The 26,980-nt window shown below is 71.4% G+C and carries 24 protein-coding genes; 8 read left to right on the top strand and 16 right to left on the bottom strand.

What is annotated here, in order from left to right; genetic code table 11:
* Nucleotides 1–175 precede the first annotated feature (175 nt).
* Nucleotides 176–3,709 (bottom strand): DNA polymerase III subunit alpha, encoded by a 3,534-nt coding sequence (dnaE, locus tag KBX00_RS07830; RefSeq protein WP_210824733.1) that lies wholly within the window; start codon nt 3,707–3,709, stop codon nt 176–178.
* 279 nt (nt 3,710–3,988) lie between these two features.
* Between dnaE and KBX00_RS07825 the strand changes: the two genes are divergently transcribed.
* The 6 genes from KBX00_RS07825 (at nt 3,989) to KBX00_RS07800 (ending at nt 10,985) form a co-directional block, all read left to right on the top strand.
* The gene (locus KBX00_RS07825; RefSeq protein WP_198413173.1) at nt 3,989–4,585 is read left to right on the top strand and encodes a LemA family protein; all 597 of its coding nucleotides are present in this window, start codon (nt 3,989–3,991) and stop codon (nt 4,583–4,585) included.
* 10 nt (nt 4,586–4,595) lie between these two features.
* A complete protein-coding gene (locus tag KBX00_RS07820) occupies nt 4,596–6,581 on the top strand; it encodes a M48 family metallopeptidase (RefSeq protein ID WP_210824731.1) in 1,986 nt (661 codons plus the stop codon).
* A 383-nt stretch (nt 6,582–6,964) separates the two neighbouring features.
* Nucleotides 6,965–8,275, top strand: a complete 1,311-nt coding sequence (locus KBX00_RS07815) for a sensor histidine kinase (RefSeq protein ID WP_307868251.1) — start codon at nt 6,965–6,967, stop codon at nt 8,273–8,275.
* Nucleotides 8,272–8,952 (top strand): response regulator transcription factor, encoded by a 681-nt coding sequence (locus KBX00_RS07810; protein WP_210824726.1) that lies wholly within the window; start codon nt 8,272–8,274, stop codon nt 8,950–8,952. The genes KBX00_RS07815 and KBX00_RS07810 overlap by 4 nt, the downstream gene beginning before the upstream one ends.
* A gap of 81 nt (nt 8,953–9,033) precedes the next feature.
* Nucleotides 9,034–9,927, top strand: a complete 894-nt coding sequence (locus tag KBX00_RS07805; RefSeq protein WP_210824723.1) for an ABC transporter ATP-binding protein — start codon at nt 9,034–9,036, stop codon at nt 9,925–9,927.
* Nucleotides 9,924–10,985 carry an ABC transporter permease gene (locus KBX00_RS07800; protein WP_210824720.1) on the top strand — a complete coding sequence of 354 codons (1,062 nt, stop codon included), beginning with the start codon at nt 9,924–9,926 and terminating at the stop codon, nt 10,983–10,985. Before KBX00_RS07805 ends, KBX00_RS07800 begins: the two co-directional genes overlap by 4 nt.
* A 146-nt stretch (nt 10,986–11,131) precedes the next feature.
* On the opposite strand, the gene KBX00_RS07795 is transcribed toward KBX00_RS07800, so the two are convergent.
* The 8 genes from KBX00_RS07795 to KBX00_RS07760 form a co-directional block, all read right to left on the bottom strand.
* Nucleotides 11,132–11,755, bottom strand: coding sequence for a DUF402 domain-containing protein (locus tag KBX00_RS07795; RefSeq protein ID WP_307868246.1), 624 nt, complete (start codon nt 11,753–11,755; stop codon nt 11,132–11,134).
* Nucleotides 11,756–11,771: 16 nt separating this feature from the next.
* The gene (locus KBX00_RS07790; RefSeq protein ID WP_210824717.1) at nt 11,772–12,341 is read right to left on the bottom strand and encodes a hypothetical protein; all 570 of its coding nucleotides are present in this window, start codon (nt 12,339–12,341) and stop codon (nt 11,772–11,774) included.
* Nucleotides 12,342–12,494: 153 nt separating this feature from the next.
* Complete coding sequence (locus tag KBX00_RS07785; protein ID WP_210824714.1) at nt 12,495–13,766, bottom strand: MFS transporter; 1,272 nt, start codon at nt 13,764–13,766, stop codon at nt 12,495–12,497.
* Nucleotides 13,763–14,377, bottom strand: a complete 615-nt coding sequence (locus KBX00_RS07780) for a helix-turn-helix domain-containing protein (RefSeq protein WP_210824712.1) — start codon at nt 14,375–14,377, stop codon at nt 13,763–13,765. The genes KBX00_RS07785 and KBX00_RS07780 overlap by 4 nt, the downstream gene beginning before the upstream one ends.
* 180 nt (nt 14,378–14,557) lie before the next feature.
* Entirely contained in the window at nt 14,558–14,788 is a 231-nt protein-coding gene (locus KBX00_RS07775) for a hypothetical protein (protein ID WP_210824709.1), read from the bottom strand.
* 400 nt (nt 14,789–15,188) lie between these two features.
* Entirely contained in the window at nt 15,189–15,938 is a 750-nt protein-coding gene (locus KBX00_RS07770; protein WP_210824707.1) for a YebC/PmpR family DNA-binding transcriptional regulator, read from the bottom strand.
* Nucleotides 15,939–16,157: 219 nt separating this feature from the next.
* Entirely contained in the window at nt 16,158–16,460 is a 303-nt protein-coding gene (locus KBX00_RS07765; protein ID WP_210824704.1) for a hypothetical protein, read from the bottom strand.
* On the bottom strand, nt 16,457–17,086 hold the full coding sequence (locus tag KBX00_RS07760; RefSeq protein WP_210824701.1) for an NADPH-dependent FMN reductase: 630 nt from the start codon (nt 17,084–17,086) through the stop codon (nt 16,457–16,459). The genes KBX00_RS07765 and KBX00_RS07760 overlap by 4 nt, the downstream gene beginning before the upstream one ends.
* A 103-nt stretch (nt 17,087–17,189) precedes the next feature.
* Between KBX00_RS07760 and KBX00_RS07755 the strand changes: the two genes are divergently transcribed.
* The gene (locus tag KBX00_RS07755) at nt 17,190–18,038 is read left to right on the top strand and encodes a helix-turn-helix transcriptional regulator (RefSeq protein WP_301547548.1); all 849 of its coding nucleotides are present in this window, start codon (nt 17,190–17,192) and stop codon (nt 18,036–18,038) included.
* A gap of 193 nt (nt 18,039–18,231) precedes the next feature.
* Here the strand turns inward: KBX00_RS07755 and pdxT are convergent, their stop codons facing one another.
* The 6 genes from pdxT to pgsA form a co-directional block, all read right to left on the bottom strand.
* Nucleotides 18,232–18,837 carry a pyridoxal 5'-phosphate synthase glutaminase subunit PdxT gene (gene pdxT, locus KBX00_RS07750; RefSeq protein ID WP_210824697.1) on the bottom strand — a complete coding sequence of 202 codons (606 nt, stop codon included), beginning with the start codon at nt 18,835–18,837 and terminating at the stop codon, nt 18,232–18,234.
* Between the two features lies 1 nt (nt 18,838).
* Nucleotides 18,839–19,753 carry a pyridoxal 5'-phosphate synthase lyase subunit PdxS gene (gene pdxS / locus KBX00_RS07745; RefSeq protein ID WP_210824694.1) on the bottom strand — a complete coding sequence of 305 codons (915 nt, stop codon included), beginning with the start codon at nt 19,751–19,753 and terminating at the stop codon, nt 18,839–18,841.
* Nucleotides 19,754–19,918: 165 nt separating this feature from the next.
* On the bottom strand, nt 19,919–20,425 hold the full coding sequence (locus KBX00_RS07740; protein WP_210824691.1) for a hypothetical protein: 507 nt from the start codon (nt 20,423–20,425) through the stop codon (nt 19,919–19,921).
* Nucleotides 20,426–20,451: 26 nt separating this feature from the next.
* On the bottom strand, nt 20,452–21,612 hold the full coding sequence (locus KBX00_RS07735; protein ID WP_210824688.1) for a glycosyltransferase family 4 protein: 1,161 nt from the start codon (nt 21,610–21,612) through the stop codon (nt 20,452–20,454).
* A 13-nt stretch (nt 21,613–21,625) separates the two neighbouring features.
* The gene (locus KBX00_RS07730; protein ID WP_210824685.1) at nt 21,626–22,504 is read right to left on the bottom strand and encodes a phosphatidylinositol mannoside acyltransferase; all 879 of its coding nucleotides are present in this window, start codon (nt 22,502–22,504) and stop codon (nt 21,626–21,628) included.
* A 25-nt stretch (nt 22,505–22,529) separates the two neighbouring features.
* The gene (gene pgsA, locus KBX00_RS07725; RefSeq protein WP_210824683.1) at nt 22,530–23,162 is read right to left on the bottom strand and encodes a phosphatidylinositol phosphate synthase; all 633 of its coding nucleotides are present in this window, start codon (nt 23,160–23,162) and stop codon (nt 22,530–22,532) included.
* A 277-nt stretch (nt 23,163–23,439) separates the two neighbouring features.
* Between pgsA and KBX00_RS07720 the strand changes: the two genes are divergently transcribed.
* Nucleotides 23,440–25,590 carry an elongation factor G-like protein EF-G2 gene (locus KBX00_RS07720; RefSeq protein WP_210824680.1) on the top strand — a complete coding sequence of 717 codons (2,151 nt, stop codon included), beginning with the start codon at nt 23,440–23,442 and terminating at the stop codon, nt 25,588–25,590.
* Nucleotides 25,591–25,594: 4 nt separating this feature from the next.
* Here KBX00_RS07720 and KBX00_RS07715 read toward each other — a convergent pair whose 3' ends face one another.
* Entirely contained in the window at nt 25,595–26,653 is a 1,059-nt protein-coding gene (locus KBX00_RS07715) for an aldo/keto reductase (protein WP_210824677.1), read from the bottom strand.
* Nucleotides 26,654–26,980: the final 327 nt, after the last annotated feature.

Raw genomic sequence — 26,980 nt, 5'->3', positions numbered from 1 at the left:
GCGAACGCCACGCCATGGCCGTGGTCCGAGCCGGCCAACGCCTCTCCGGCCTCTAACCCCCACCCCACCCCACCCCGTTCTCGGCGATCTTGCAGTTGTTGTCTACCCAAAGGGTGCTAATCGACGCATTTCAGCGACGAAAAGTGCAAGATCGGCGAGTGTCGAGGGGGTGGGGTCAGGTGACGTTGGCGGGGCCTAGGACGCTTTTCAGGTCGGCCATCAGGGCGGTGGTGGCGGCGACGCGGACCGGGCTCAGGCGCAGGGTGGTGGTGCGGGTGCCGTTGAGGAGCTTGACGTGTACCTCGGCGTCGCCGGGGTGCAGCACCAGGGTCTCCTTGAGCCGCTCCACAAGCGGCGGGGTGCAGCGGGTCACCGGGATGGTGAGGGTGACCGGCTTGTTCGCCGTGCTGGTGCTGATGTCCGGCAGGGACATGTCCATCGCCATGATGCGCGGAGTGTCGTCGCGCCGGTCGACCCGACCCTTGACCACCACGATCGCGTCCTCGGCGATGTACTGTCCGATCACCTCGTAGGTGTTCGGGAAAAACAACGTCTCCACGCCACCGGCCAGGTCCTCCAGGGTGGCCGAGGCCCACGCCCGGCCCTGCTTGGTGACCCGCCGCTGCACGCCGGAGAGGATGCCGGCGAGGGTGACCACCGCGCCGTCGGGCACGGTGCCCTCCTCCGACAGCGCCGCGATCGTGGTGTCGGCCGCCGCGCCGAGAATGTGCTCCAGGCCGAACAGGGGATGGTCGGAGACGTACAGGCCGAGCATCTCGCGCTCGAAGGCGAGCTTGTCCCGCTTGTCCCACTCCCCCTCGGCGATGACCGGCATGACCGTGGTGTTCGTCGCCACCTCGGCGTCACCGAAGCCCGCGCCGAACAGGTCGTACTGCCCGACGGCCTCCTTGCGCTTGACGTCGGCGTACGCGTCGATGGCGTCGGCGTGCACCGCGAGCAGGCCCTTGCGGGGATGCTTCAGCGAGTCGAACGCCCCCGCCTTGATCAGGGATTCGATTGTCTTCTTGTTGCAGACCACCGCGTCGACCTTGGACAGGAAGTCGTAGAAGTCGGCGTACTCGCCCTTCTCCTCGCGGCAGCGCATGATCGCGGCGACCACGTTCGCGCCGACGTTGCGGATCGCGCCGAGGCCGAAGCGGATCTCCCGGCCGACCGGGGTGAACGGGCCGGCCGAAGTGTTCACGTCCGGCGGCAACACCTGGATGCCCATCCGCCGGCACTCCGACAGGTACATGGCCATCTTGTCCTTGTCGTCGCCGACGGAGGTCAGCAGCGCCGCCATGTACTCGGCCGGGTAGTTGGCCTTGAGGTAACCGGTCCAGTACGACACCAGGCCGTAGCCGGCGGTGTGCGCCTTGTTGAAGGCGTAGTCGGCGAACGGGACGAGGATGTCCCACAGGGTCTTGATGGCCTCGTCGGAGTAGCCGTTGCTCTTCATCCCGTCGCGGAACGGGATGAACTCCTTGTCGAGGACCTCCTTTTTCTTCTTGCCCATCGCCCGGCGCAGCAGGTCGGCCTTGCCGAGGCTGTACCCGGCGAGCACCTGGGCGGCGCGCTGCACCTGCTCCTGGTAGACGATCAGACCGTGGGTCGGGCCGAGGATCTCCTCCAGCGGCTCGGCCAGCTCCGGGTGGATCGGGGTGATCTCCTGGAGCCCGTTCTTGCGCAGCGCGTAGTTGGTGTGCGAGTTGGCGCCCATCGGGCCGGGCCGGTACAGCGCCAGGACGGCGGAGATGTCCTCGAAATTGTCCGGCTTCATCAGCCGCAGCAGCGACCGCATCGGCCCACCGTCGAGTTGGAACACGCCGAGGGTGTCGCCCCGGGCCAGCAGCTCGTACGTCGGCTTGTCGTCCAACGGCAGTTTGAGCAGGTCGACCTTGAGCCCGTGGTTCAGCTCGATGTTCTTCAGCGCGTCGTCGATGATGGTCAGGTTGCGCAGGCCGAGGAAGTCCATCTTCAACAACCCGAGCGACTCACACGTCGGGTAGTCGAACTGGGTGATGATCGCCCCGTCGGCGTCCCGCCGCATCAGCGGGATGTGCTCGATGATCGGCTCGGCGGACATGATCACCCCGGCGGCGTGCACGCCGGTCTGCCGGATCAGCCCCTCGATGCCCTTGGCGGTGTCGATCACCTTGCGGACGTCGGGGTCGGACTCGTACAGGCCACGGATCTCGCCGGCCTCGGCGTAGCGCGGGTGCTTCGGGTCGAAGATGCCGGTGAGCGGGATGTCCTTGCCCATCACCGCCGGTGGCATCGCCTTGGTGATCCGGTCGCCGACCGCGTACGGGTAGCCGAGCACCCGAGCCGAGTCCTTGATCGCGGCCTTCGCCTTGATCGTGCCGAAGGTGGCGATCTGGGCGACCTTGTCCTCGCCCCACTTGTCGGTGACGTACTTGATCACCTCGCCGCGCCGACGCTCGTCGAAGTCGATGTCGACATCCGGCATCGAGACCCGCTCGGGGTTGAGGAACCGCTCGAAGATCAGCCCGTGCGGGATCGGATCCAGGTCGGTGATGCCCAGGGCGTACGCCACGAGGGAACCGGCGGCGGAGCCACGGCCGGGACCGACGGCGATGCCCTGCGCCTTGGCCCACTGGATGAAGTCGGCCACCACGAGGAAGTACGACGGGAAGCCCATCTGGATGATGACGCCCAGCTCGTACTCGGCCTGCACGACGTGCCCCTCGGGGATGCCCTCCGGGTACCGGCGGGCCAGGCCGGCGAAGGTCTCCTTGCGGAACCACGACTCCTCGGTCTCGCCGTCGGGGACCGGGAAGCGCGGCATCAGGTTGTGGAACTCGAACATCCCGGTCGGGTCGACCCGCTCCGCCACCAGCAGCGTGTTGCGGCAACCCTCCAGCCAGGCGTCGGAGTTGTCCACGCCGCGCATCTCGTCGGCTGACTTGATGTAGTAGCCGCTGCCGCCGAACTTGAACCGGTTCGGGTCGGCGACGTTGCTGCCGGTCTGCACGCACAGCAGCACGTCGTGCGCCTCGGACTGCGCCTCGTGGGTGTAGTGCGAGTCGTTGGTGACCACCGGCGGGATGTTGAGCTTGCGGCCGATCTCCAGCAGCCCGTCGCGGACCCGCTTCTCGATGTCCAGGCCGTGGTCCATCAGCTCCAGGAAGTAGTTCTCCTTGCCGAAGATCTCCTGGTACTTCGCGGCGGCCTCGAGGGCCTGCGCGTCGTGGCCGAGCCGCAGCCGGGTCTGCACCTCACCGGAGGGGCAGCCGGTGGTGGCCATCAGTCCGTCGGCGTACTCGGCGAGCAGTTCGGCGTCCATCCGGGGCCACTTGACGAAGTAGCCCTCGGTGTAGGAGCGCGAGGTCAGCGCGAACAGGTTGTGCAGGCCGGTCTTGTTGCGCGCCCAGATGGTCTTGTGGGTGTAGCCACCGCTACCGGAGACGTCGTCGCTCTTCTGCTCCGGCCGGCCCCACCGCACCCGAGACTTGTGGAACCGCGACTCCGGCGCCACGTACGCCTCGATGCCCAGGATCGGGGTCACCCCGGCGGCCATCGCCTGCTTGTAGAAGTCGTTCGCGCCGTGCATGTTGCCGTGGTCGGTCATTGCCACCGCCGGCATTCCCTGCCGCTTGACCTCGGCGAACAGGTCCTTGAGCCGGGCCGCCCCGTCGAGCATCGAGTACTCCGTGTGCACGTGCAGATGCGCGAACGAATCGCCCATGCGGAGGCCCCCCGGGGTCGGATGATCGAGTCGGTCGTACCACCCTAACCGCGCCCCGACGCCGCCTCCAGCGCGCCACACCGCCGGCCCGCGCCCTGGCACCGAGCCCGCACCGGCGGTCACCGGACGGTCACTCACGGCGGACCCGACTAAGGGCTCGACGGACCGTTCCCGCCATCGTCGGGAGGCTGATCGACGCCCGCACGTTGAGCAGGAGCGGGCCTGGACCGACGAACGTACGATGATCAGCGGAAGTACCCACACACCGAGGGAGCGGCCGTGGAACTGATCATCGGACTGGTGTGCCTGGTGTTGATCGTCGTGGCGGTGCTCGGCTTCGGCGTGTCGATCTACAACGGGCTGGTCCGGGCCCGCAACGCGTACCGCAACGCCTTCGCCCAGATCGACGTGCAGCTCGTCCGGCGACACGACCTGATCCCCAACCTGGTCGAGACCGCCAAGGGCTACCTCAAGCACGAGCGGGAGACCCTCGAAGCGGTGATCAACGCCCGCAACGCCGCCGTCAACGCGCAGGCCACCGCCGCCGCGGCTCCGGGCGACCCGGCGGCGATGCAGCAGCTCAGCGGCGCCGAGAACGCCCTCACCGCCACTCTTGGTCGGCTGTTCGCGCTCTCCGAGGCGTACCCGGACCTGAAGGCCAACCAGAACATGATGCAACTGTCGGAGGAGCTGACCTCCACGGAGAACCGGGTCGCGTTCGCCCGGCAGGCGTACAACGACGCGGTGATGGCCTACAACAACAAGCGCGAGGTGTTCCCGTCCAGCGTGGTGGCCGGGATGTTCTCGTTCGGCCCGGCGGAGCTGTTCCAGCCGGACGACCCGCAGCAGCGCCAGGCGCCGCAGGTCTCGTTCTGATCGGGTCGCGATGAACTTCTTCGAACGGCAGCGTCAGGTGCGCCGGCTGTCGACCCGGCTGGTGCTGCTGTTCGTGCTGGCCGTGGTCGGGATCGTGGTGGTGGTGAACCTCGCGGCGTTGTTCGCCTTCAACGCCACCACCGCCGATCCCGGCCAGCTCGCCGGGTTCGTCGCCATGGTCACCGTCGCCACCCTCACCGCGATCGGGCTGGCCGCCCTGGTCCGTACGCTCGCGTTGCGCGGCGGGGGCGGGAAGGTGGCCCGCGAGCTGGGCGGGGTGCCGGTGCCGACGAACACCACCGATCCCGAGCTGCGCCGGCTGCGCAATGTCGTCGAGGAGATGGCGCTGGCCTCCGGCGTACCCGTGCCCGAGGTGTACGTGCTGCCGGAGGAGACGGCGATCAACGCGTTCGCCGCCGGGTGGACCCCGGCCGACGCCGCCGTCGCCGTCACCCGGGGCGCGTTGCAGCGACTCAACCGCGACGAACTCCAGGGCGTCATCGCCCACGAGTTCAGTCACGTCGTCAACGGCGACATGCGGCTCAACATCAGGTTGATGGGCCTGCTGTTCGGCATCCTCTTCCTCACCGTGATCGGCCGTGGGCTGGCCCGTGCGGGTGTCATCGGCGGTGGCCGGTCACGCGGCAACAACAGCGGCGGCAGCGCCGCCCCGTTGGCGCTGGTGGGCCTGGCCCTGCTGGTGGCCGGCTACGTCGGGGTGCTCGCCGGGCGGCTCATCCAGGCGTCGGTCTCCCGGCAGCGGGAGTACCTCGCCGACGCCTCCGCCGTGCAGTACACCCGCCAGACCCGGGGCATCGCCGGGGCGCTGAAGAAGATCGGGGGTCTCAGCGACGGGTCCGAGCTGAAGTCGCCCAAGCGCGACGAGGTGGGGCACATGCTCTTCGGCGAGGCGGCCCGGACGTCGTGGTTCGCCACCCATCCCCCGCTCGCCGACCGGATCAAGGCACTGGAGCCGTCCTTCGACCCGGCCCAGCTGCAACAGTTGTCGCGGCGGTGGGCGGCGGCACCGCCGTCGGGCCGTCAGGAGGACGTCGCCCTCGGCCTGGCCCCGGCCAACGCGTCGGACCACCCGGCCACGGCAGGCCGTCCAGAGCCGGCCGGCCGGGCGCGGCAGGCCCGGCCCGGGTCACCGGGCGGCGGCGAACGCCTGCGCGTCGCACCGGACGAGGTGCTGGCCCGGGTCGCCGCCCCCACCGCGAGCGCCTACACCCACGCCGCAGCCATCCTCGACCGGATCCCGGATCCGCTGCTCGACCGGGCCCGCGATCGGCAGGCGGCCGTGCCGCTGCTGCTCGGCCTGCTACTCGGCGCCGAGTCGGAGGTCCGACAGCACCAGTACGCCGCAGTGGCCCAGCGGCACGGCCAGGAACTGGCCGACGATGCCCTGCGCGCGGCCGACGACCTGGTCGAGCTGCCCGCCGAGCTGCGTCTGCCGCTGGCCGAGTTGGCCTTCCCGGCGCTACGCGATCGACCCGACCCCGAGTTGGAGTCACTGCTGGCGGCCGTGTTCACGCTGATCCAGGCGGACGGCGCGATAAACGTGACCGAGTACTGCCTGTCCCGGCTGTTGCTGGCCGAGCTGGAGGAGTCGCTGCGGCCGGACTCCCGCTGGCGTACCGACCGGCGGAAACTCACCGACGCGCGCTCCGCCGCAGCCGCCCTGCTGGCCACGCTTGCCCAGGTCGGGCACCCCGACCGACCCGAGGCGGAACGGGCCTTCCAGGCCGGCGTCGGCGCCCTGCTGCCCGGCGACCTGCCGTACGCGCCACCGGAGAACGGCGTGCTCGCCCTGGAGACCGCCTGGCCGGTGCTGGACGGACTACGCCCGGCAGACAAGGAACGACTGGTGGCGGCCACCGTCGCGGTGATCAGCCACGACGGCATGATGACCGTGCCCGAAGCCGAGCTGCTGCGGACGATCTGCGGTCTGCTGCACTGTCCGCTCCCGCCGATGGCCGGCCACGTCGCCGACTGATCACCCGACCCCTGTTCGGCCCCGCGCTGCCCAGACCGGCACCGGAAACCGCACACGGAGAGTCACTGTCACCGAGCGTCACGACAACGGGACCCCCCTCTACCCCACTCCGCACGCTTTGCTCTGCTTCAACCCACGCACTGGCGCTTGAGCTGGCAGGCTGCGTCGGCCTCGGACCGCACCTGCCACGCCTGCTGATACGTTCCGTGAGTGTTGCGTCGGTTGAAGCAGAGCAAAGGGAGGGCAGGGGTAGTGGTTGGGGGCGGTGGGGCAGCACTTTCCGTGAGGGCAGTTACCGCAACGACCACCTGGCCGCACCCGACACGACGGACGGGCGGCGCGGCAGTGGCATGCTGCCCAAGGTGACCACCGAGACCACCGACGTGTGGCGGCAACCCGTCGAGACCACCGACGAGTGGCGCCGGGCCGAGGCCAGTGACGAGTGGCGACGGCCGGGGCCGACGCCGGAGCAGCGACGGCTGGACCTGTACGCCGGGTTGGCCGCGACGGCCCTCGCCCTGCTCAGCCTGACCCTGGCCCGCAGCACCGGTGCGTTCGTGCTCGGACCACCGCCGTCCGGCGTCGAACAGCTCCTCTGGACCGTCGCGGTGCCGTTGCCGCTGATCTGGCGCCGCCGGTTTCCGGCCGCCGCCACGCTCGCCGTGTCGGCCGCGTTCATCGGATCACAGGTGCGTGCCGTTCCCGAGTGGCAGCTCTCCTCCTGGGCGCTGTTCATCGCCATCTACACCCTCGGTGCCTGGGGCCGGGACCGTCGGTTGTCCCGCCGGCTGCGGATCGGCGTGATCATCGCGATGTTCACCTGGATGGGCATCTCCCTGTCGATCAACTACCGCACGCTCACCGCGAGGAGCTTCGACGACGCCGTCGGCCCGGTGCCGCCGGTGCTCGCCGCGATCGTCACCGGCGTCCTGGTGAACGCGCTGTACTTCGGGTTCGCGTACTTCTTCGGCGAGATCGCCTGGGTGGCCGCCCGTCGCCAGCACCAGGTGGTCGAGCAGGCGGAACGGCTACGCCGGTCACAAGCCGAGGTACGCGAGCACGCGGTGGTCGGCGAGCGGGTCAGGATCGCCCGTGAGCTGCACGACGTGGTCGCCCACCACGTCTCGGTGATGGGGGTGCAGGCGGCGGCCTGTCGCCGGGTCTTCGACAAGGATCCGGCGAAGGCCCGCACCGCGCTCGCCTCCATCGAGGAGACCGCCCGCCAGGCGGTCGACGAGTTGCGCCGGATGCTCGGCGTGCTGCGGGCCCGCGACGGCGACCCGGAGGACACCCGACAGCCGGCCGGGGTCGACCGGATAGCCGCCCTGGTGGACCGGGCCGGCGAGGCCGGGCTACGCGCCACCCTGGGGGTGTACGGCGACCCGCAGCCGCTGCCGGAATCGGTCTCCCAGGCCGCGTACCGGGTGGTGCAGGAGGCCGTGACGAACGTGTTGAAGCACGCCACCGGGGCGAGTCTGCTCGACGTCCGGATCCGGTATCTGGCGCAGGAGATGGAGGTCGAGGTGAGCGACGACGGCCGGGCCAGCCGCTCGGCGAACGCCGACGGGCTGGGGCTGATCGGGATGCGGGAACGGGTCGCGACCCACGGCGGCGAATTGGAGGTGGGTCCGCGCACCGGGGGTGGCTGGCGGGTGCGGGTCCGCTTCCCACTCCCGGCGGGGAGCCCGGCGTGAACCCGATCCGGGTGCTCCTCGCCGACGATCACCACCTGGTGCGTACCGGGTTCCGGGTGATCCTGGAGATCGAGGACGACATCGAGGTGGTCGGCGAGGCCGCCGACGGGGAGCGGGCCGTCGGCATGACCCGGGCGCTGCGTCCGGACGTGGTGCTGATGGACGTGGAGATGCCCGGGGTGGACGGGCTGGAGGCCACCCGGCGGATCAGCGCCGACGCGGACGAGCCAGGTGGGCCAGCCGTACTGATGCTGACCACGTTCGACCGGGACGACTACCTGTTCGCCGCGTTGCGCGCCGGCGCGAGTGGCTTCCTGCTCAAGAACGGCACACCGGAGGCCCTGGTCGACGCGATCCGGGTGGTGGCCCGAGGCGACGGCCTGCTCGCGCCGGAACTCACCCGGCGGGTGATCGCCACCTTTGCCCGCCCCGGCGACAGGCCCGGTGGTGACGTCGGTCCGGCGGCGACGCTGGACAGCCTGACCCCCCGGGAACGGGAAGTCCTGGTGCTCGTCGCCGGGGGTGCCAGCAACGCCGAGATCGCCGCCGGCCTGCACCTGGGCGAGGCGACGGTGAAGTCACACGTCAGCCGGGTGCTGGCCAAACTGGGTCTGCGCGACCGGGTACAGGCGGTGGTCTTCGCGTACGAACACGGGGTGGTCCGGCCCGGCGGGTGAGCGGCCTCCGCCGCGAGAGGGAGTCGTGATCTCCCTCGGCGGGCGGACGGCAGCCGGCCACCGACGACCTAGCGTTGGGCCATGACCAGCGTGCTCCGTCTCGACGGCGTCGACCGCAGCTTCGGCGACCGTCAGGTACTCAAGGACGTCTCCTTCGACGTCGTCGCCGGCCGGATGACCGGCTTCGTCGGCGGCAACGGCGCCGGCAAGACGACCACCATGCGGATCATCCTCGGGGTGCTCGCCGCCGACGCCGGCCGGGTGACGTGGCGGGGTGAGCCGCTGAGCCGGGATGCGCGGCGGCGCTTCGGGTACATGCCCGAGGAACGCGGCCTGTACCCGAAGATGAGCGTCCGTGAGCAGGTCACCTACCTGGGTCAGCTGCACGGGTTGACCGCCGACGCCGCTCGCCGCGCCACCGACGGGCTGTTGGAGCGGGTCGGTCTCGCCGAGCGGGGCAACGACCTGCTGGAGACGCTGTCCCTGGGCAATCAGCAGCGGGCCCAGATCGCCGCCGCGCTGGTGCACGACCCGGAGGTGCTGGTACTGGACGAGCCCTTCTCCGGCCTCGATCCGCTGGCCGTGGACACGGTCGTCGGCGTCCTGCGGGAGCGGGCCACCGCCGGTGCTCCGGTGCTCTTCTCCAGTCACCAGCTCGACGTGGTCGAGCGGCTCTGCGACGACCTGGTGATCATCGCGGACGGCTCGATCCGGGCCGCCGGCAGTCGGGAGCAGTTGCGCTCGGCGTACACCACGCCCCGTTTCGAGCTGGTGGTGGAGACCGACGCCGGCTGGCTGCGCGACCACCCCGGGGTGAGCCTGGTCGACCTCGACGGCGCACGCGCCGTGTTCGACCTGGCCGCCGGCACCGACGAACAACCGGTGCTGCGCGCCGCCCTCGAGCGCGGCCCGGTCCGCGCGTTCCGCCCGGTCGCCCCATCCCTCGCCGAGATCTTCCGAGAGGTCGCCAAGTGAACACCATGCAGGCCACCCGCCTGGTCGCCGCCCGGGAGATCCGGGTCAAGCTGCGCGACCGTACCTTCCTGATCAGCACCCTCGTCTTCCTGCTGATCGCCGCGGCGGCGACGATCCTGCCGCCGTTGCTGTCCGGTGGGCCGTCCACCGTGGCGGTGACCGAGGCGGCGGCCGGCCCGTTGCGGGCGGCCGGGCTGGAGGTGCTCGCCGTACCCGACGACGCCGCCGCCGAACAGGCGGTGCGCGACGGCGACGCGGACGCCGCCGTGGTCGCCGGCCCGGCCGTGCTCGCCATGGACGACGCCCCCGACGACGTGGTCTCCGCGTTGAGCACCGAACCACCGGTCCGGCTGCTGAATCCGGACGCGGTGGACCCGGTGGTGGCCTTCCTGGTGCCGTTCGCCTTCGCCTTCATCTTCTTCATCACCTCGCAGACCTTCGGGGTGCAGATCGCGCAGAGCATCATCGAGGAGAAGCAGACCCGGATCGTGGAGATCCTCGTCGCCGCGGTGCCGGTCCGCGCCCTGCTGGCCGGGAAGATGCTCGCCGGTACGATCCTCGCGCTCGGGCAGATCGCCCTGGTGGCCGTGGTCGCCGTGGCCGGCATGACGTTCGGCGACAACACCACGCTGCTGTCGCTGCTCGGGCCGGCGATCGGCTGGTTCGTGCCGTTCTTCCTGCTCGGCTTCGTGCTTATCGCGTCGATGTGGGCGGCGGCCGGCGCGCTGGTGAACCGGCTGGAGGACATCGGTGGCGTGTCGATGCCGGTACAGCTCGCGGTGATGCTGCCGTTCTTCGCGGTGATCTTTCTCAACGACAACGTCACCGCCATGCGGGTGCTGTCCTACCTGCCCTTCTCGGCACCGACGGCGATGCCGCTGCGGTTGTTCACCGGGGACGCCGCCGCGTGGGAGCTGATCGTCTCGCTGGCCCTGCTCCTGGTCACGGCGGCGGGGTTCCTGCTCGCCGGAGCTCGGGTGTACGAAGGCTCCCTGCTACGCACCAACGGCCGCACCTCCATCCGCACCGCCTGGCGCGAACGCGAAACCCTGGGCTGACCGCGCTCTCCCCTCGCGCTCTCCCCTCGCGCTCAGGCAGCAGTTTCCCCGAAGTTGCTGCCTGAGCGCCGCGCGATGCAGCAGTTTCCCCGAAGTTGCCGCCTCGAAGCGCCGCGATGCAGCAGTTTCCCCGACGGTGCCGGCGATCAGCGGTGGGGTGGGAGGGTTGCCCAGTTGGCGGGGAGACGGGGGGTGGGCCAGGTGGGATCGGGGCGCCAGGTCGACCAGGACTCGTCCCACCAGCGCTCACCGGCGTCCAGCAGGGCGGCGATCCGGTCGCCCTCGGCGCGGATCGCGTCGCCCATGCCCGGGTAGCGCCCCTCCACCAGCCGCTGCGCGAAGATCTCCACATCCTTGAAGACGTACCGCTCGGCGTCCGCCGCCCACCACAGGTCCAGCTCGTGATCCAGGGTGTCCACCCCGATCGGCGTACGCCGGAACGGATCCTGGAGGTTGAAGTACCAGCCGGCGAAGGCACGCTCCGGGCCCGACCAGAACACGTCGACCGAGTGCGCCTCGCCGGGCCGTTGCAGCATCAGCTTGCCGTGCCCCGTCCAGGCGGTGTGCCCGGCGAGCTGCCACGGATGCCGACCGCACGGGAACTCACCCGACTCCGGAAAGCCGAACTCGGCTCTCGGCGGCAGGTAGAGAGCGAGCAGGTCGGGCGAGTCCTCGACGCAGATCGTGGGGCAGCTGAACCACACCTCACCGCGCAGGATCTCCCGCCGCACCACCACGTCACCCGGCGCGAACCGGCCAGCCGTCGTCACGCTCGCAGATGCCGCTCTACTTCTTGCCGACGAGCTTCTGGCTGATCGGGCGCCCGGCCTCGCTGGCGAGCCGCAGGATCAGTGCGCCGACCGGATCCTGCTCCCCGTCCTTGAGCCCGACGTCGATCGAGTTGACCCGCATCGGCGCCTGGCCGGTCGGCTTCATCAGGTACGCCGCGGTCTTGCCGGCGAACAGCGTGCCACCACCGAAGACCTGGACCTCCACCTCGGCCATCTCGGCCCAGGTGGCGGCGCGGGCGTTGCCGTTGCGGACGTACACCATCCCGCCAGGGTAGAGGTAGCCGGCCTCGAAGCCCCTCACCAACACCGCGACGAACCAGCCGACAGCACAGATCCCGAGCGCCAACGACGGGATCGCCGCCCAGACGAGCGGTCGCCAGGAGGCCGCGAGCGCGAAGAGGGCGACCGACACCAGGATCGCCACCGCGCCGACGGCGACGATCGTGAGTGCGGAGCTGATGGGATTGCCGCTGCTGCGCTTGTCGATCAACGTACCCAGCCCGCGTTCCGCGGCCAGGCTGGCCACCTTCTCCGGTACGTCCTGCCGATTGTCGACACTGCTCATGTCCGCCCCGTTTCGGTCGACTCGAAAATCAGCGGCGAGCATATCCACAGTGGGCGGTTGCGGCTGCCCCGTGTGCCACGGCCGACGGGAGCGGCTGACTGGGCGGGTGACGCGTCCGGCTACCGGCTCGGGGAAGTTCTGATGGCCGGGGCTTCAGTTCTCGGGCAGGGTGCGCATGGTGCGCAGCGGGGAGAAGACGACCCAGAGCACCCCGAGCAGGGCGCCGAGGCTGGCGATCCAGAGGGCGGGACGTACCCCGATCGCGGCGCCGAGCGTACCGCCGAGCACGGCACCGATCGGGCGGATGCCGTAGTTGACGGTGCGGCGGAAGCCGGAGACCACGGCGAGCATCGCCACCGGGGTGGCCGCGATCTGCACCGATCCGACGGCGATGTCGAGGATCATGACGCCCAGCGCGGCAACGAACTCGGCGGCGAACAACAGCGCGAGCACCAGCGGCTGTGGCCCCGTGGCCAGCGGCACGAGGACCATCGGGGCCGGGAAGGCGACGAAACCGAGGAGTACCGCGGGGCCGATGCCGATCCGGCGACTGATCGCACCGGTGACCGCCGCGCCGAGCAGTCCACCGACCGCGCCGGCCCCGATGATCAGGCCGAGCAGGCCCGCGGAGACACCCAGCTCGGTGGTCACGTACAGCACGAAGAGCGCGGCGAACATGTAACTGAACAGGTTGAGCGTGGTGGTGCCGAGCAACGTCGCCCGGAGGACCGCCGAGCGGCCCACGTACCGCACCCCGGCGGCCATCCCCCGGCCGGGTCCGCTCTGCACGGGATGTTCGGTGACCGTTGTCCGGGCCAGGAAGACCGCCGAGGTCAGATAGGTGAACACCCCGGAGAAGAGGGCGAACGGGGCGGTGAGCACCTGCACGAGCACGCCGCCGATGCTCGGGCCGGCCACGTGCGACATGGCCCTGCTGCCGTTGATCAGACTGTTGGCGTCCACGTAGTCCGGCCGTCGGACCAGCGCGGCGAACAGACTGGTGTGCGCCACCTCGAAGAACACCGAGAGGATCCCGACCAGGAAGGCCACGACACAGAGCAGCGGCAGGTTCAGCGCGTCCACCCACCAGAGCAGCGGTACGGCCAGCAGCAGCACCGCCCGACCGATATCGGCGACGATCATCACCTGGCGTCGGCGGGGGCGCCGGTCCACCCAGGCGCCGGCCGGCAGGGAGAAGAACAGGTTCGGCAGCAGCGAGGCGGCGGTCAGGTACCCCATCTCGGCGGGTCCGGCGCCGAAGGCGAGCACGGCCAGCAGCGGCACCGCGAGCACGGTGATCTGGTCACCGAAGAGCGAGACGGCTTGCGCGGACCAGTAGCGCCGGAAGGCCGCCTGCCGCAGCAGCCGTGGGATGCGCGGCCGCCGCGGCGGCGCCGGGTCGGTCAGGACGAGTGATTCGGTCACGACCCGTCTCCGCCCGCGGTCTCTTGCGGCGGTACGGCGCCACGCGGCAGCGCCATCTGGACGAATGTCACCGGGCGGGACCCGGGCGGGCGTTTCGCCGGGTCGGCGATCCGGTCGTCGTACCGGGCCAGCAGCGCGTCGATCTGTTCCGTGATCTCACCCAGCTCGGCGGCGGTGACGTGCAGCAACGCGTCACCGAAGCCGGCGGCGGCCCGCCACTCGACGGGCTCGTCGGCGCGGATCGCGAGGTAGTCGCGCGCCCGTTGCAGGTAGACGTCGACCATCACGCTGTTGATCTGGTCCGTGGCCGCCCGCATGGCCGGGTCGTCGGAGTCGTCGTCCCAGGAGGTGTACTGCGTGGTGGCCCGCCAGGGCCGTTCCCGAGCGTCCGCACCGGGCACCCGTTCGGCGAACCCGTACTTGGCGAGTTGCCGCAGGTGGAACGAGCAGTTCGGCACGTTGTCGTCGAGCCGGGCCGCCGCCTGGGTCGCGGTCATCGGCCCTTCGCCGCGCAGCAGCCCGATCAGGCGCATCCGCAGCGGGTGGGCGTACGCCCGCAGGGCACGCGGGTCAGTGACCTTGAGCGCGCGCCGAGGTATCTCGTCAGCCATACAGTAGAGAATGCTTTAGAAAGAAGTCTTTAGCAACCGTCAGCCGACCGGCCCCGGCCCGCTCGCACACCGTCAAGCCCGTCGAGGCGAGCAAATCTTGGACACTTTCCGTTCTTCGCTAACGGGAATTTTCCAAGATCTCCCGTACGCCAGGGAGAAGACGCGGTGCGCACCGATCGTTCAGTCGCCGCCAGCCGTCGGCCCGCTACTCCGCCAGATCGCGGCTTCTATCCGCAGCAGCAGGCCACTGAGCACCAGGAGCCCTCCGGCAGCGAGAAGTTTGTCGCCATAGCCCACATCGGCGAAGCCAAGGAGGAAGGCGAACGCTCCGCCCAGTGCCCCAAGTGTGCCCAGTGCGCCGACGGTCTCCGCCGATCTCTTGTCCACCGGCGCATCATAGAACTCCGCCATCGATATCCCCGGGCCACGGAAGGCTCCGGCCCAGGCCGGTCGACGCCGGCTACCGCTCGTGGCTGGGTCAGCCGACCGCAGCCATGATCTCATCGCTGAGACCTGTCATCCTGCACGGCTCGGAGCCCGACCCCGGCCGCTGTTTCCCCAGAATGCAGCCCGCAACAGAAGACCCCCGACCACGAGCAATGCGGCGGCGAAGACGACTTCCCGATCGAGCGCCTTAGTGGCAAGGCTCAGCAGAAGCACGACTGCTCCCACCGCCACAGCCGACGTCCCGATGCCGCTGACGATCTGCCCGGACCTGCTAGCCACCACGGCAGTCTAGTCGCCGTCGGTCGACCTGTCGGGCACACCGCGCACGCTCAGGCTGTCAGCGATCGCCGCCCACTGCCCGGGGTCAGCCGACGGCGGCCATGACCTCGTCGGAGACGTCGAAGTTGGCGTAGACGTTCTGCACGTCGTCGCTGTCCTCCAGGACGTCGATCAGCTTGAAGATCTTGCGCGCGCCCTCCTCGTCCAGCGGCACGGTGACGCTTGGCACCAGGGAGGACTCGGCCGACTCGTACTCGATGCCGGCGTCCTGCAACGCGGTCCGCACGGCGAGCAGGTCGGTCGGCTCGGAGACCACCTCGAACGCCTCGTCCAGGTCGTTGACCTCCTCGGCGCCCGCGTCGAGGACGGCCAGCATCACGTCGTCCTCGGTGGTGCCGGCCTTGGGCACGATCACCACACCCTTGCGGGAGAACATGTACGACACGGAACCGGCATCGGCGAAGGAGCCGCCGTTGCGGGTCAGTGCGGTGCGCACCTCGGTGGCGGCGCGGTTGCGGTTGTCGGTCAGGCACTCGATCAGCAGCGCGACGCCGTTCGGGCCGTACCCCTCATACATGATCGTCTGGTAATCGGCGCCGCCGGCCTCCAGGCCGGAGCCGCGCTTGACGGCCCGGTCGATGTTGTCGTTGGGGACCGAATTCTTCTTGGCCTTCTGGATCGCGTCGTAGAGCGTCGGGTTGCCGGCCGGATCACCGCCACCGGTACGCGCCGCGACCTCCACGTTCTTGATCAGCTTGGCGAACATCTTGCCGCGCTTGGCGTCGATGACCGCCTTCTTGTGCTTGGTCGTCGCCCACTTTGAGTGGCCGGACATCTGTTACCTCCGTTGCTACCCGCCGTCTGCATCGACCGCACCGAGCGCCCCGCTCCGCACCGGCGCACACGGTGGTGCCGGTCAGCTCTGGTGGAAGCAGTGGCGGCCAGATGGCCCTGCCGAATCTCGACAATCCTACCGACGTGCGGCGGGTGGTCGTCACCCGCCGCACGTCAGCCGTCGGCCGACCCTCCCCCGATCGCCACAAAGCGGACGAAGCTATTCGCCCATGCCGTACGACCCCAGCACGGTGAACTCGGTCGTGCTGCGCTGCTCGCATCGCTCATCGAGCCCGGCCCGGAAGCGGCCGAACGCCTCCAGCGACGGCAGTGGTCCGGGCAGGTCCGGGCCGATGACGACGTCGACGAAGCTGAACCCGTCGTCGAGCCGGAGGGTCAGATAGCGAAACCCCGGTGGCCGGACTCGGGCCAGTTCCTCGTGGACCGGGTTGAGCAGCGCCAGATGCTCGTCGAGACAGTCGGTCCGGACCCGGTAGCTGATCAGGAGGGTGTCCGTGCTCACGACACCGGCACCGGGTCGGCGGCTCGGCCGGCGGCCACCAGGTCGGTGACCATCAGCGTCACTTCGGCCGCACGTTCCGGCGCGGGTGCGATCCGGGCTTTCGCGGTCGGGTCGGAGGTACTCCCGGCGGGCCACTGGAAGTCGGTGAAGAGCTGCAACTCGACGTGGTCCGGTCGGACCTTCATGCCCACCTCACCGAGGATCGCCCGCAGGTGCGCGGCGGCCCGCCCACCGCCCCGCGCCCCGTAGCTGAGCAATCCGGCCGGCTTGCCGCGCCACTCGGCGTCCAGATGGTCGATGGCGTTCTTGAGTACCGCCGGGACCGAGCTGTTGTACTCCGGGGTGACGAAGATGAAGGCGTCGCAGGCCGCCACCACCGTCGACCAGCGACGGGTGTGCTCGTGGCGGTAGTCGCCGAACCTGGCCGGCACCGGTTCGTCGAGCATCGGCAGCCGCTGCTCGGCCAGGTCGATCAGTTCGACGGTCACCTCCCCCGCTTTCGTCGCCGGATGCCGGGCCGCCGTTTCGGCCACCCATCCCGCCACCGCCGGGCCGCGTCGCCCCTGCCGACTGCTGCCCACCACGAGGCCCACCATGATCGGTCTGTGCTGCTGCGTACTGTTCATGACCCGATCCCACCGCTGCCGGGAGCGCTTGGGGAGACCGGCGGGAGGGTAGCCCCGGCGGGGACAGGCTCCCGGGCATCGGACGCGGCAGACTGGATGCGTGATGGACGGCGAGTTGGGCGCGTTCCTCCGTAGCCGCCGGGAGGCGCTGCGACCCGAGCAGGTGGGGTTGCCCACCAACGGCCGGCGGCGTACGCCGGGCCTGCGGCGGGCGGAGTTGGCCACGTTGGCCCAGGTGAGCGTGGAATACCTGACCCGGCTCGAACAGGGCCGGGACACCCGCCCGTCGCCGGGCATCCTCGCCGCGCTGGCCGAGGCGCTGCGGCTCGACGACGCCGACCGGCGGCACCTTCAGCAACTCGCGTCGGTGGACCACCGCCGGCGCCTGTGCGCGGGTGGGCGTCCGGTCGTGTCGCGGACCGTACGCCCGCAGGTCCGCACGTTGCTGGAGGCGCTGCGGGACCGGCCGGCGTACCTGCTCAACCGGCTCGGCGACGTGCTGGCCTGGAACGACCCGTTCGACCGGTTGGCCCGCCCCGTCGGGCTGCTCGACGACGAGCGGCCAAACCTCGTGTGGTTCCTCTTCACCGACGAGCGCGCACGCCAGCACTTCCCCGACTGGGCGGATCTCGCCGACCAGCAGGTGGCCGACCTGCACCGGTTGCGCGGCGGCGAGCCCGCCACCGACGCGTTCGCCGAACGGCTCGCCCGTACTGTCGGGGAACCGTTCCAGTCCCGGTGGCAGCGCCGGCCGGTCGCGGTGCGGCCGAGCGGGGTGCGCTGGTTGCGGCATCCGGAGGTCGGGCCGCTTCGGCTGTCGTACGAGACCCTGGAACTCGCCGACGACCAGCAACGGCTGGTGGTGCAGCAGCCCGCCGACGCGGACAGCGCCGCGACGCTGGACCGCCTGCTGGGCCGCCGCCCCGGCGGCCTCCGCTCGGTCGCCAGCTGACCCCGCCGCCCTGGCGCCCGCCCGCCGCCCACCCCCACCGGGAAGATCCGCGCAGTTTCGGGGATGTTGCTGCCTCGAAGCGAGTCGAGGGAGCAACACCCCCGAAACTGCTGCCGCACGTGCCCGGCGGGTGGGGCGCGTGCGCGGCGGGTGGGGCGCGTGCGGGGCGGGTGGTGCGGGTGGGCGGGGCGGGTCAGCGGGTGGCGTGGACCAGGTTGACGAAGTAGGCGTGCAGGCGAGGGTCGCCGGTCAGTTCCGGGTGGAACGAGGTCGCCAGCAGGTTGTTCTGGCGTACGGCGACGATCCGGCCGGTGGCCGGGCCGTCGGCCACCTTGCCCAGCACCTCGACGCCCTCGCCGACCCGCTCGACCCAGGGCGCGCGGATGAAGACCGCGTGCAGCGGCCCGCCCGGGATGCCGGAGATCTCCACCGGCGCCTCGAAGGAGTCGACCTGCCGGCCGAACGCGTTGCGGCGAACGGTCATCGCGATGCCGTCGAAGCCGCGCTGGTCCGGCCGGCCGTCGAGCACCTCTTCAGCCATCATGATCATTCCGGCGCAGGAGCCGTAGACCGGCATCCCGTCGGCGATCCGCTTGTCGATCGGGCCGCGCAGCTCGAAGATGTCGACCAGCTTGCTGATCGTGGTGGACTCCCCGCCCGGGATGACCAGGCCGTCGACCGCGTCCAGTTCCGCCGGCCGGCGTACCGGACAGGCCCGCGCGCCCGCCGCGGTCAGGGCCGCGAGGTGTTCGCGGACATCGCCCTGCAGGGCGAGCACACCGATCACGGGTGCCGTCACGTCACCAGCCACGTTCGGCGAGGCGGTGCGGCTGCGGGAGGTCGTCGACGTTGATGCCGACCATCGCCTCGCCGAGGCCCCGGGAGACCTTGGCCAGCACGTCCGGGTCGTCGTGGAAGGTGGTCGCCTTCACGATGGCGGCGGCCCGCTGGGCCGGGTTGCCGGACTTGAAGATGCCGGAGCCGACGAAGACGCCCTCGGCACCGAGCTGCATCATCATCGCCGCGTCGGCCGGGGTGGCGATGCCACCGGCGGTGAAGAGCACCACCGGCAGCTTGCCGGTCTCGGCGATCTCCTTGACCAGCTCGTACGGTGCCTGCAACTCCTTCGCGGCGACGAACAGCTCGTCGGTCGGCAGCGACGACAGGCGACGGATCTCCTGGCGGATCTTCCGCATGTGGGTGGTGGCGTTGGAGACGTCGCCGGTGCCGGCCTCGCCCTTGGAGCGGATCATGGCGGCGCCCTCGGTGATCCGGCGCAGCGCCTCGCCCAGGTTCGTCGCGCCGCAGACGAACGGCACGGTGAACGCCCACTTGTCGATGTGGTTGGCGTAGTCGGCCGGGGTGAGCACCTCCGACTCGTCGACGTAGTCGACCCCGAGGGACTGGAGGATCTGCGCCTCGACGAAGTGACCGATGCGGGCCTTGGCCATCACCGGGATGGAGACCGCGTTGATGATGCCGTCGATCATGTCGGGGTCGCTCATCCGGGACACCCCGCCCTGGGCCCGGATGTCCGCGGGTACCCGCTCCAGCGCCATCACCGCGACCGCACCGGCGTCCTCGGCGATCTTGGCCTGCTCGGGGGTGACCACGTCCATGATCACACCGCCCTTGAGCATCTCGGCCATGCCGCGCTTCACGCGCGCGGTGCCGACGACCGGGGTGGCGGTGTTCGGGGAAGTCGTCTCGGACACGTCGTCGCTCCTCAGGCGTCCTCGGGAGGTGGCAGCGCAGATGCTACGCCCGGGCGAACGCCGCTCCGACAGCCAATCAGTCCCGTGGTGGCCTGCTCTGTGGCCGCCGTCACCCGGGGCCCGGCCACGGTCGGGCCTGGCGCGCGATAGGGCCCGCCAGCGGGCTCAGCGGCTGGGCACGTCGGCGGCCGGGACGGTCAGCGTCGGGTCGTCGATGTCGAAGTAGCGCGGCCAGGTGTGCCGGCGTCCCATCCGCAACAGCCGCACCAGCGGCCGGCTCCGCGCCGACCGGGCGTCGCGGACCAGGTCGGTGTGCACCTGGCGGGCCAGGGCCAGCCGCCGGCTGGCGGCGATGACCGCCTCGCAGTCGGCGTCGCCGGGATCGAGCTGGACCGACCGCAGCTGCCGGGTCAGGTCGTTCTCGGCCGCCTCCCGCTCCTCCGGCTCGGCGTCGAGGGCGATCCGCGCCGCCGCGTACAGCTCGACGCCGTAGCGGCGCTCGGCCAGCACCGCCGCGGCGGCGGCCCGGCGCAGCAGGTGGGCGTCCAAAGCGCGGGCGGCGAGCTGAGCGCGGTCCTGGAGCCGCTCGACCCGGCCGGCGGTCCAGATCAGGTACACCGCGACCAGGGCGACGACCACCGTCGCGCCCACCACCCACCACATGCCCGGCATCGTAGTGCTGCTCCCGTTCCTCCCGATCAGGTCAACTCCACCCACTCCTGGTCGATCACCCGCCCGTCGGTCGCCTCGATCGCCGCTGCGTATACCTCCAGAACCCGGCGGGCAACCACGGGCCAGTCGAAATTGGCCACCACCTGATCACCGCAGGCGGTCAGCTCCGCCCGCTGGGCCGGGTCGTCGAGCAACTGCGACAGCGTCGCACGCAGGGTCGCCGCGTCGCCGGTGGGGAACAGTCGTCCGGCCCGGCCGCCGTCCAGCACCCGGCGGAAGGCGTCCAGGTCGCTGGCCACGACGGTGGAGCCGGCGGCGAGCGCCTCGGTGAGGATCATGCCGAAGGACTCGCCGCCGGTGTTCGGCGCGACGTAGAGGTGCACGCTGCGCAGCATCCGCGCCTTCTCCTCCTCGGAGACCAGGCCGAGGAAGGTGACCCGGTCCCGCAGGTCGGGCGGGAACCTGTCGAACAGGTCGTCCGGGTCACCGGGACCGGCGACCAGCAGGCGCAGGCCGGGACGCTGCCGGGCCAGCTCGACGAAGGCGTCGCGCAGGATCGGGAATCCCTTGCGGGGCTCGGTGAAGCGGCCCAGGAAGCCGAGGGTGCCGCCACGGCCCGGCCCGCACTCCCCCGGCCAGCCGGGCAGCGGCTCGACCCCGGCGAACTTGGCCACCGCCACGCCGTTGGGAATCTCCACCGCCCCGCCGTCCAGGTGCTCGACCTGCACCTTGCGGGCCAGGGCGCTCACCGCGATCCGCGCGGTGATCCGCTCCAACACGATCTGGAGCACCCCCTGGGCGGCGGCGAGCATCCGGGACCGGGTCATCGCGGTGTGGAAGGTGGCCACCACCGGCCCGCGGGCGGAGAGCACGGCGAGCATGGACAGGCTCAGCGCGAGCGGTTCGTGCACGTGCAGCACGTCGAAGTCGCCCCGGGTGATCCAGCGGCGGACCCGGGCGGTGGAGACCGGCCCGAACGCGATCCGGGCCACCGAGCCGTTGTACGGCAGCGGCACCGACCGGCCGGCCGACACCACGTACGGCGGCAACGGCGAGTCCTCGTCCGCCGGGGCGAGGACGCTCACCTCGTGCCCGAGCCCGATCAGCGCCTCCGCCAGGTCCATGACGTGGTTCTGCACCCCGCCGGGTACGTCGAAGGAGTACGGGCAGACGATGCCGATCCGCATTGCGCCCGTCCCCTCAGTCCAGCCACATCCGTTGCAGCATGTGCCAGTCTTCCGGATGCCGGGCGATGCCCGCCGCGAGACCGTCCGCGATCAGCTGGGTCAGCGACCTGACCCGCACGTCGAGGGTGCCCGCCTCGGGCCCCGGCACCGGCAGCGGGCCCGCCAGCGAGGCGCACGCCGCATCCGGTTCGTACCACATCGACGCCACATACAGGGGCGCGCCGGTACGCAACGCGAGCAGCGCCGGACCGGCCGGCATCCGGGTCCGGCCGCCGAAGAAATCCACCGCCACGCCACGGCTGGAGAGATCACGGTCGGCCAGCAGCGGCACCACCGCCCCGGCGGCCAGCCGGTCGGTCAGCACGTCGATGGCCGGGCGGGCACCGCCGTTCGTCGGCAGGATCTCCATGCCCAGGCCCTGCCGGAAGGCGACGAAGCGCTCGAAGACGCCCTCCGGCTTGAGCCGCTCGGCGACGGTGGACAGCGGCCAGCCGTTGGCGGCGACCCAGGCCCCGGCCGTGTCCCAGTTGCCGGCGTGCGGCAGCGCCACCACCGCGCCGCGCCCGGCGGCCACGTCCGCGGCGAGCACGTCGGCGCGGTCCAGCCGGAACCCGGCGAGCAGTTGTTCGCGGCTCAGCGCGGGCAGCCGGAACGCCTCCATCCAGTAGCGGGCGTACGAGCGCAGGCCCCGGCGGACCAGCTCGTCCAGCTCGGCCTCGGGCAGCTGCGGCCCGACCACCCGGCGGAGGTTGGCGCGTAGCCGGGTGGCGCCGGGGCCACCGCGGCGGTGGGCGCGGTCGGCCACTGCGCTGAACGCGGCGGCGGCGACCGGCCGGGGCAGCACGCGGACCAGCCGCCAGGCGGCGGCGAAGCCGAACTCGGTGAGGTTCACCGGTCACTCCGCCCGGCTGTGCCGCTCACCCGTGGCCGCCCGGCACGTCGACCTGCTGGGCCTGCCGGTACACGTGCCGCATCCGCTGGCCGACGGTGAACAGCGACACCGCCGCGAGCAGCCACAGCGCGATCGGCAGCGCCACCGGGTGGACGAGTTCGGCGAGCAGGCCGCCGACACCGACGATCAGCAGTCGCTCGGTACGCTCGGCGACGCCCACGTTGGCGCTCATGCCGAGCCCTTCGGCGCGGGCCTTGACGTACGACACGAGCCCGCCCGCGGCCAGGCAGACCAACGCGGCGGCCAGCCCCGCCCGGTCGCCCTCGGTGGCCAGGTAGTAGGCGACCGCGCCGAACACCGCGCTGTCGGCGACCCGGTCCATGCTGGAGTCGAGGAACGCGCCGAACCGGGTCGACCCGCCACTCATCCGGGCCATCGTCCCGTCGAGCAGGTCGGTGAGCGCGAAGACCGTCACGATCAGCGCACCGGCCACCAGGTGGCCGCGGGCGCCGAAGCCGAGCGCACCGACGAGCACCCCGAGGGTGCCCGCGACGGTGACCGCGTTGGGGGACACGCCCGCGCGTAGCAGGCTACGGGCGATCGGCTCGACGACGCGGGTCATCCCCGCGCGGGCCGACACTTGGAAGATCTTCGCCATGGCGGTCCCACGATAACGGTCGGCCCTCGGCCGGCGACACCGCCCGGCTGACCAGCCACGCTCAGTCGGCGTGGCGACCGCCCGGAGAGGGTTGTGTCGGCCCGGCATCGGGTGTGAGATCGAGCCAGAAGGGTGACCCGGCTCACCTCGCCGCCTGTTGACTGCCCGGTTCCCAGCGACTCACCGGAGGATATCGCCGCAGCACCCCGCCCGGGCCGTGTCCCCGTCGCGTGCGGCGGTCGCCGCCCACCACCACCGGCTGAGGGAGGTGCGCCCGATGGCGCAGAGGAGTCAGGACAAGGGGGCCACCGGCGTACCGGCGGTGACCGACCCCGCCAGGATCCGCAACGTGGTGCTCGTCGGGCACTCCGGGGCGGGCAAGACGACACTCGTCGAGGCGCTGCTCGCCGCCTCCGGCACGATCGCGCGGGCCGGCTCGGTCACCGACGGCACCACCGTCTGCGATCACGATCCGGCCGCCGTACGCCAGCAGCGTTCGGTCGCCCTGGCCTGCGCGCCGCTGCTGCACGACGGGATCAAGGTGAACCTGCTCGACACGCCGGGCTACGCCGACTTCGTCGGTGAGCTGCGTGCCGGGCTGCGGGCCGCCGACGCCGCGCTGTTCGTGGTCTCCGCCGTCGACGGGATGGACGCGGCCACCGCGGCGCTGTGGGAGGAGTGCGCGGCGGTGGACATGCCCCGGGCGGTCGCGGTGGCCCGACTGGACCATCCCCGCGCCGACTTCGACGAGGCGGTGGCGCTGTGCCAGCGGGTCTTCGGCGACAACGTGCTCCCGCTCTACCTGCCGATGCTCGGTGACGACGGCGAGTCCACCGTCGGCCTGCTGGGGCTGATCACGCGGCGGGTCTTCGACTACACCGGCGGCCTGCCGCCGCAGGTACGCGAACCCGACCCGGAGCACCTGCCGGCCATCGTCGAGTCCCGCAACGAGCTGATCGAGGGGATCATCGCGGAGAGCGAGGACGAGACCCTGATGGACCGGTACCTCGAAGGCGAGGAGATCGACTCCGCGATCCTGGTGGAGGATCTGGAGAAGGCGGTCGCCCGCGGCCACTTCTACCCGGTGGTGCCGGTCTGTGCGGCGACCGGGGTCGGCCTGGACGCGCTGCTGGAGGTGCTCACCGCCGGCTTCCCCGCCCCGCCGGAGCACGCGCTGCCCGCGGTGGCCGGGGTGGACGGCTCGCCCCGGCCGCCGCTGACCTGCGACCCCGATGGCCCGTTGGTCGCCGAGGTGGTGCGGACCACCGTCGACCGGCATGTCGGGCGGGTCTGCGTGGTCCGGGTCTTCTCCGGCACGCTGCGCCCCGAGCAGACCGTGCACGTGTCCGGGCACGGCCTGGCCGAACGCGGTCACCCCGACCACGACGCCGACGAGCGGATCGCCCACCTCTACAGCCCGCTCGGCGCCGCCCTGCGGGAGGTCGGCGTGGCGGTGGCCGGTGACATCTGCGCGATCACCAAGTCCGGCAGCGCGGAGACCGGCGACACGATCTCCGCCAAGGACAATCCGCTGCTGATCGCGCCGTGGGAGATGCCGGAGCCGTTGCTGCCGGTGGCGATCGTGGCGAAGTCCCGATCCGACGAGGACGCTCTGGCCCGCAACCTCGGCCGGCTGGTCGCCGGAGACCCGACGCTGCGGCTGGAGCGCAACCCGGAGACCCACCAGCTGGTGCTGTGGTGCATGGGCGAGGCGCACGCCGACGTGGTCCTCGACCGGCTGCGGGCGGGCGGGGTCGAGTTGGACACCGAGCCGGTGCGGGTGGCGCTGCGGGAGACACTCACCGTGCCGGCCCGGGGGCACGGCCGGCACGTCAAGCAGTCCGGTGGGCACGGGCAGTACGCCGTCTGCGACATCGAGGTGGAGCCGCTGCCGCGCGGCGGCGGCTTCGAGTTCGTCGACCGGGTGGTCGGCGGCGCGGTGCCGCACAACTACATCCCCTCGGTGGAGAAGGGGGTACGCGCCCAGATGGAGCGCGGCCTGGTCGCCGGCCATCCGGTGGTGGACCTGCGGGTCACCCTGGTCGACGGCAAGGCACACAGCGTGGACTCCTCCGACGCGGCGTTCCAGACCGCCGGGGCGCTGGCCCTGCGCGACGCCGCCGACCGGGGGCAGCCGGCGCTGCTGGAGCCGGTCGACGAGGTGACGGTACGGGTGCCCGACGTCAACGTGGGCGCGGTGATGGGCGACCTGTCCGGGCGACGCGGCCGGGTGCTCGGCACCGAACCGGACCCGGCCTCCGAGGGGCGCACCCTGGTACGCGCCGAGGTGCCCGCCACCGAGCTGCTGCGGTACGCCGTGGAGCTGCGGGCGATGACCTCGGGCGCCGGCACCTTCCGCCGCCACTTCGTCCGCTACGACCCGATGCCCGCCCACCTGGCCGACCAGATCCGCAAGGAGCACGGCTGACCGGTCAGGGGCGGGCGGTGGGCAGCATCGGGCTGGGCCAGTAGGGTCGGTCGGCCTCCCGCCGCGCGGCGGCTCGCAGGGCGGCGAGCTGCCGTTCCACCTCGGCGAACTGGTCGGCGGCGAGCGGGCCGAGGGCGAGCGCGGCGGCGTTCTCCTCGACCTGGGCGACGGTGCGGCAGCCCGGGATCGGGATGGCCCGGTCGCTGCGGGTCCAGATCCAGCCCAGCGCCCCCTGGGCCAGGGTGCGCCCGTCGGCGGTCAACGCCGCCCGGACCGCCTGCACCCGGCGCAGCCACTCCGGTGCCGGCCGCCCACCCCGGAACCACTCCAGCCAACCCGAGGTCATCCCGCGTACGTCGTCGCGGGGCAGCACCGACTCGGGACGGTACTTGCCGGTGAGCAGCCCCATGCCGAGCGGACCACGGTTGATGCTGGCCAGATCGTACTTCTCGCACACCGCGAGCAGGTCGGGCGCGTCCCGCAGCACCGACAGGCCGTGCTGCACGGCGGCGGCGTGCCGGGCGTCGTGCCCGAGGGCCGCCGCCCGGTCGGCCCGGTCGGTGCTCCAGCCGTACGCGCGGACCAGGCCGTCGGCCACCAGGTCCTCCAACGCGCCGATCAGCTCGTACGCCCGGGGCACCGGCAGGTCGGCCAGGTGCAGTTGATAGAGGTCGATCCGGTCGGTGCCGAGACGCCGCAGCGAGTCCCGGACCGCCCGGCGCAGGTACCCCGGTGAGGCGTCGGGCCCGATGCCCTGCCGGGTCCGTTCGTCGAACGTGTACCCCCACTTGGTGGCGATCACCGCCTCGTCGCGACGGCCGGCCAGGGCCCGCCCGAGGACCCGTTCACCGTGTCCCGCGCCGTAGCTGTCGGCGGTGTCGAAGAGGGTCACGCCGAGGTCGAGCGCGCGGCGGATCGCCCGTACCGACTCCTCGTCGTCGACCGCCCCCCAGCCCAGCGGGGTGCGCCCCACGGCCCACGGGCCGGCGATCGCCCAGCAGCCCATGCCCAGGGCGCTGACCGCGATGCCGCTGCGGCCCAGTGTCCGCGTCGACTCCACCACCGGCGCATCGTGCCATCTTTCGGACAGACGTTGACGAAGATCCAGCACGATCATCCGTACGGTCACCGGTGGGCGCTCGGATCACCCGGCCGGCGGCCGATCCGGCGCGGTTTCGTCGCTGCCGCGCCGCGTCGCGGACGACCTGCGGATGGCCGGCGAATCCCGTCCCCACCGCGTCGCCTTTGCTCTGCTCACCGATACGCATCGACTTCACTGCGTGACCGCCGCGTGGGTTGAAGCAGAGCAAAGGGCGCGTACCAAGAGGTCGCCGCCGCACGCGAGCGGGAGGCGGCGCGCGAGCGGGAGACGGCACGCGAGCGGGAGACG

This window comes from Micromonospora sp. C95 (genome assembly GCF_018070465.1).
Taxonomy (GTDB): Bacteria; Actinomycetota; Actinomycetes; order Mycobacteriales; family Micromonosporaceae; genus Micromonospora.
The sequence above is the reverse complement of the archived record's forward strand: the minus strand, read 5'-3'. Positions and strand labels throughout refer to the sequence as shown.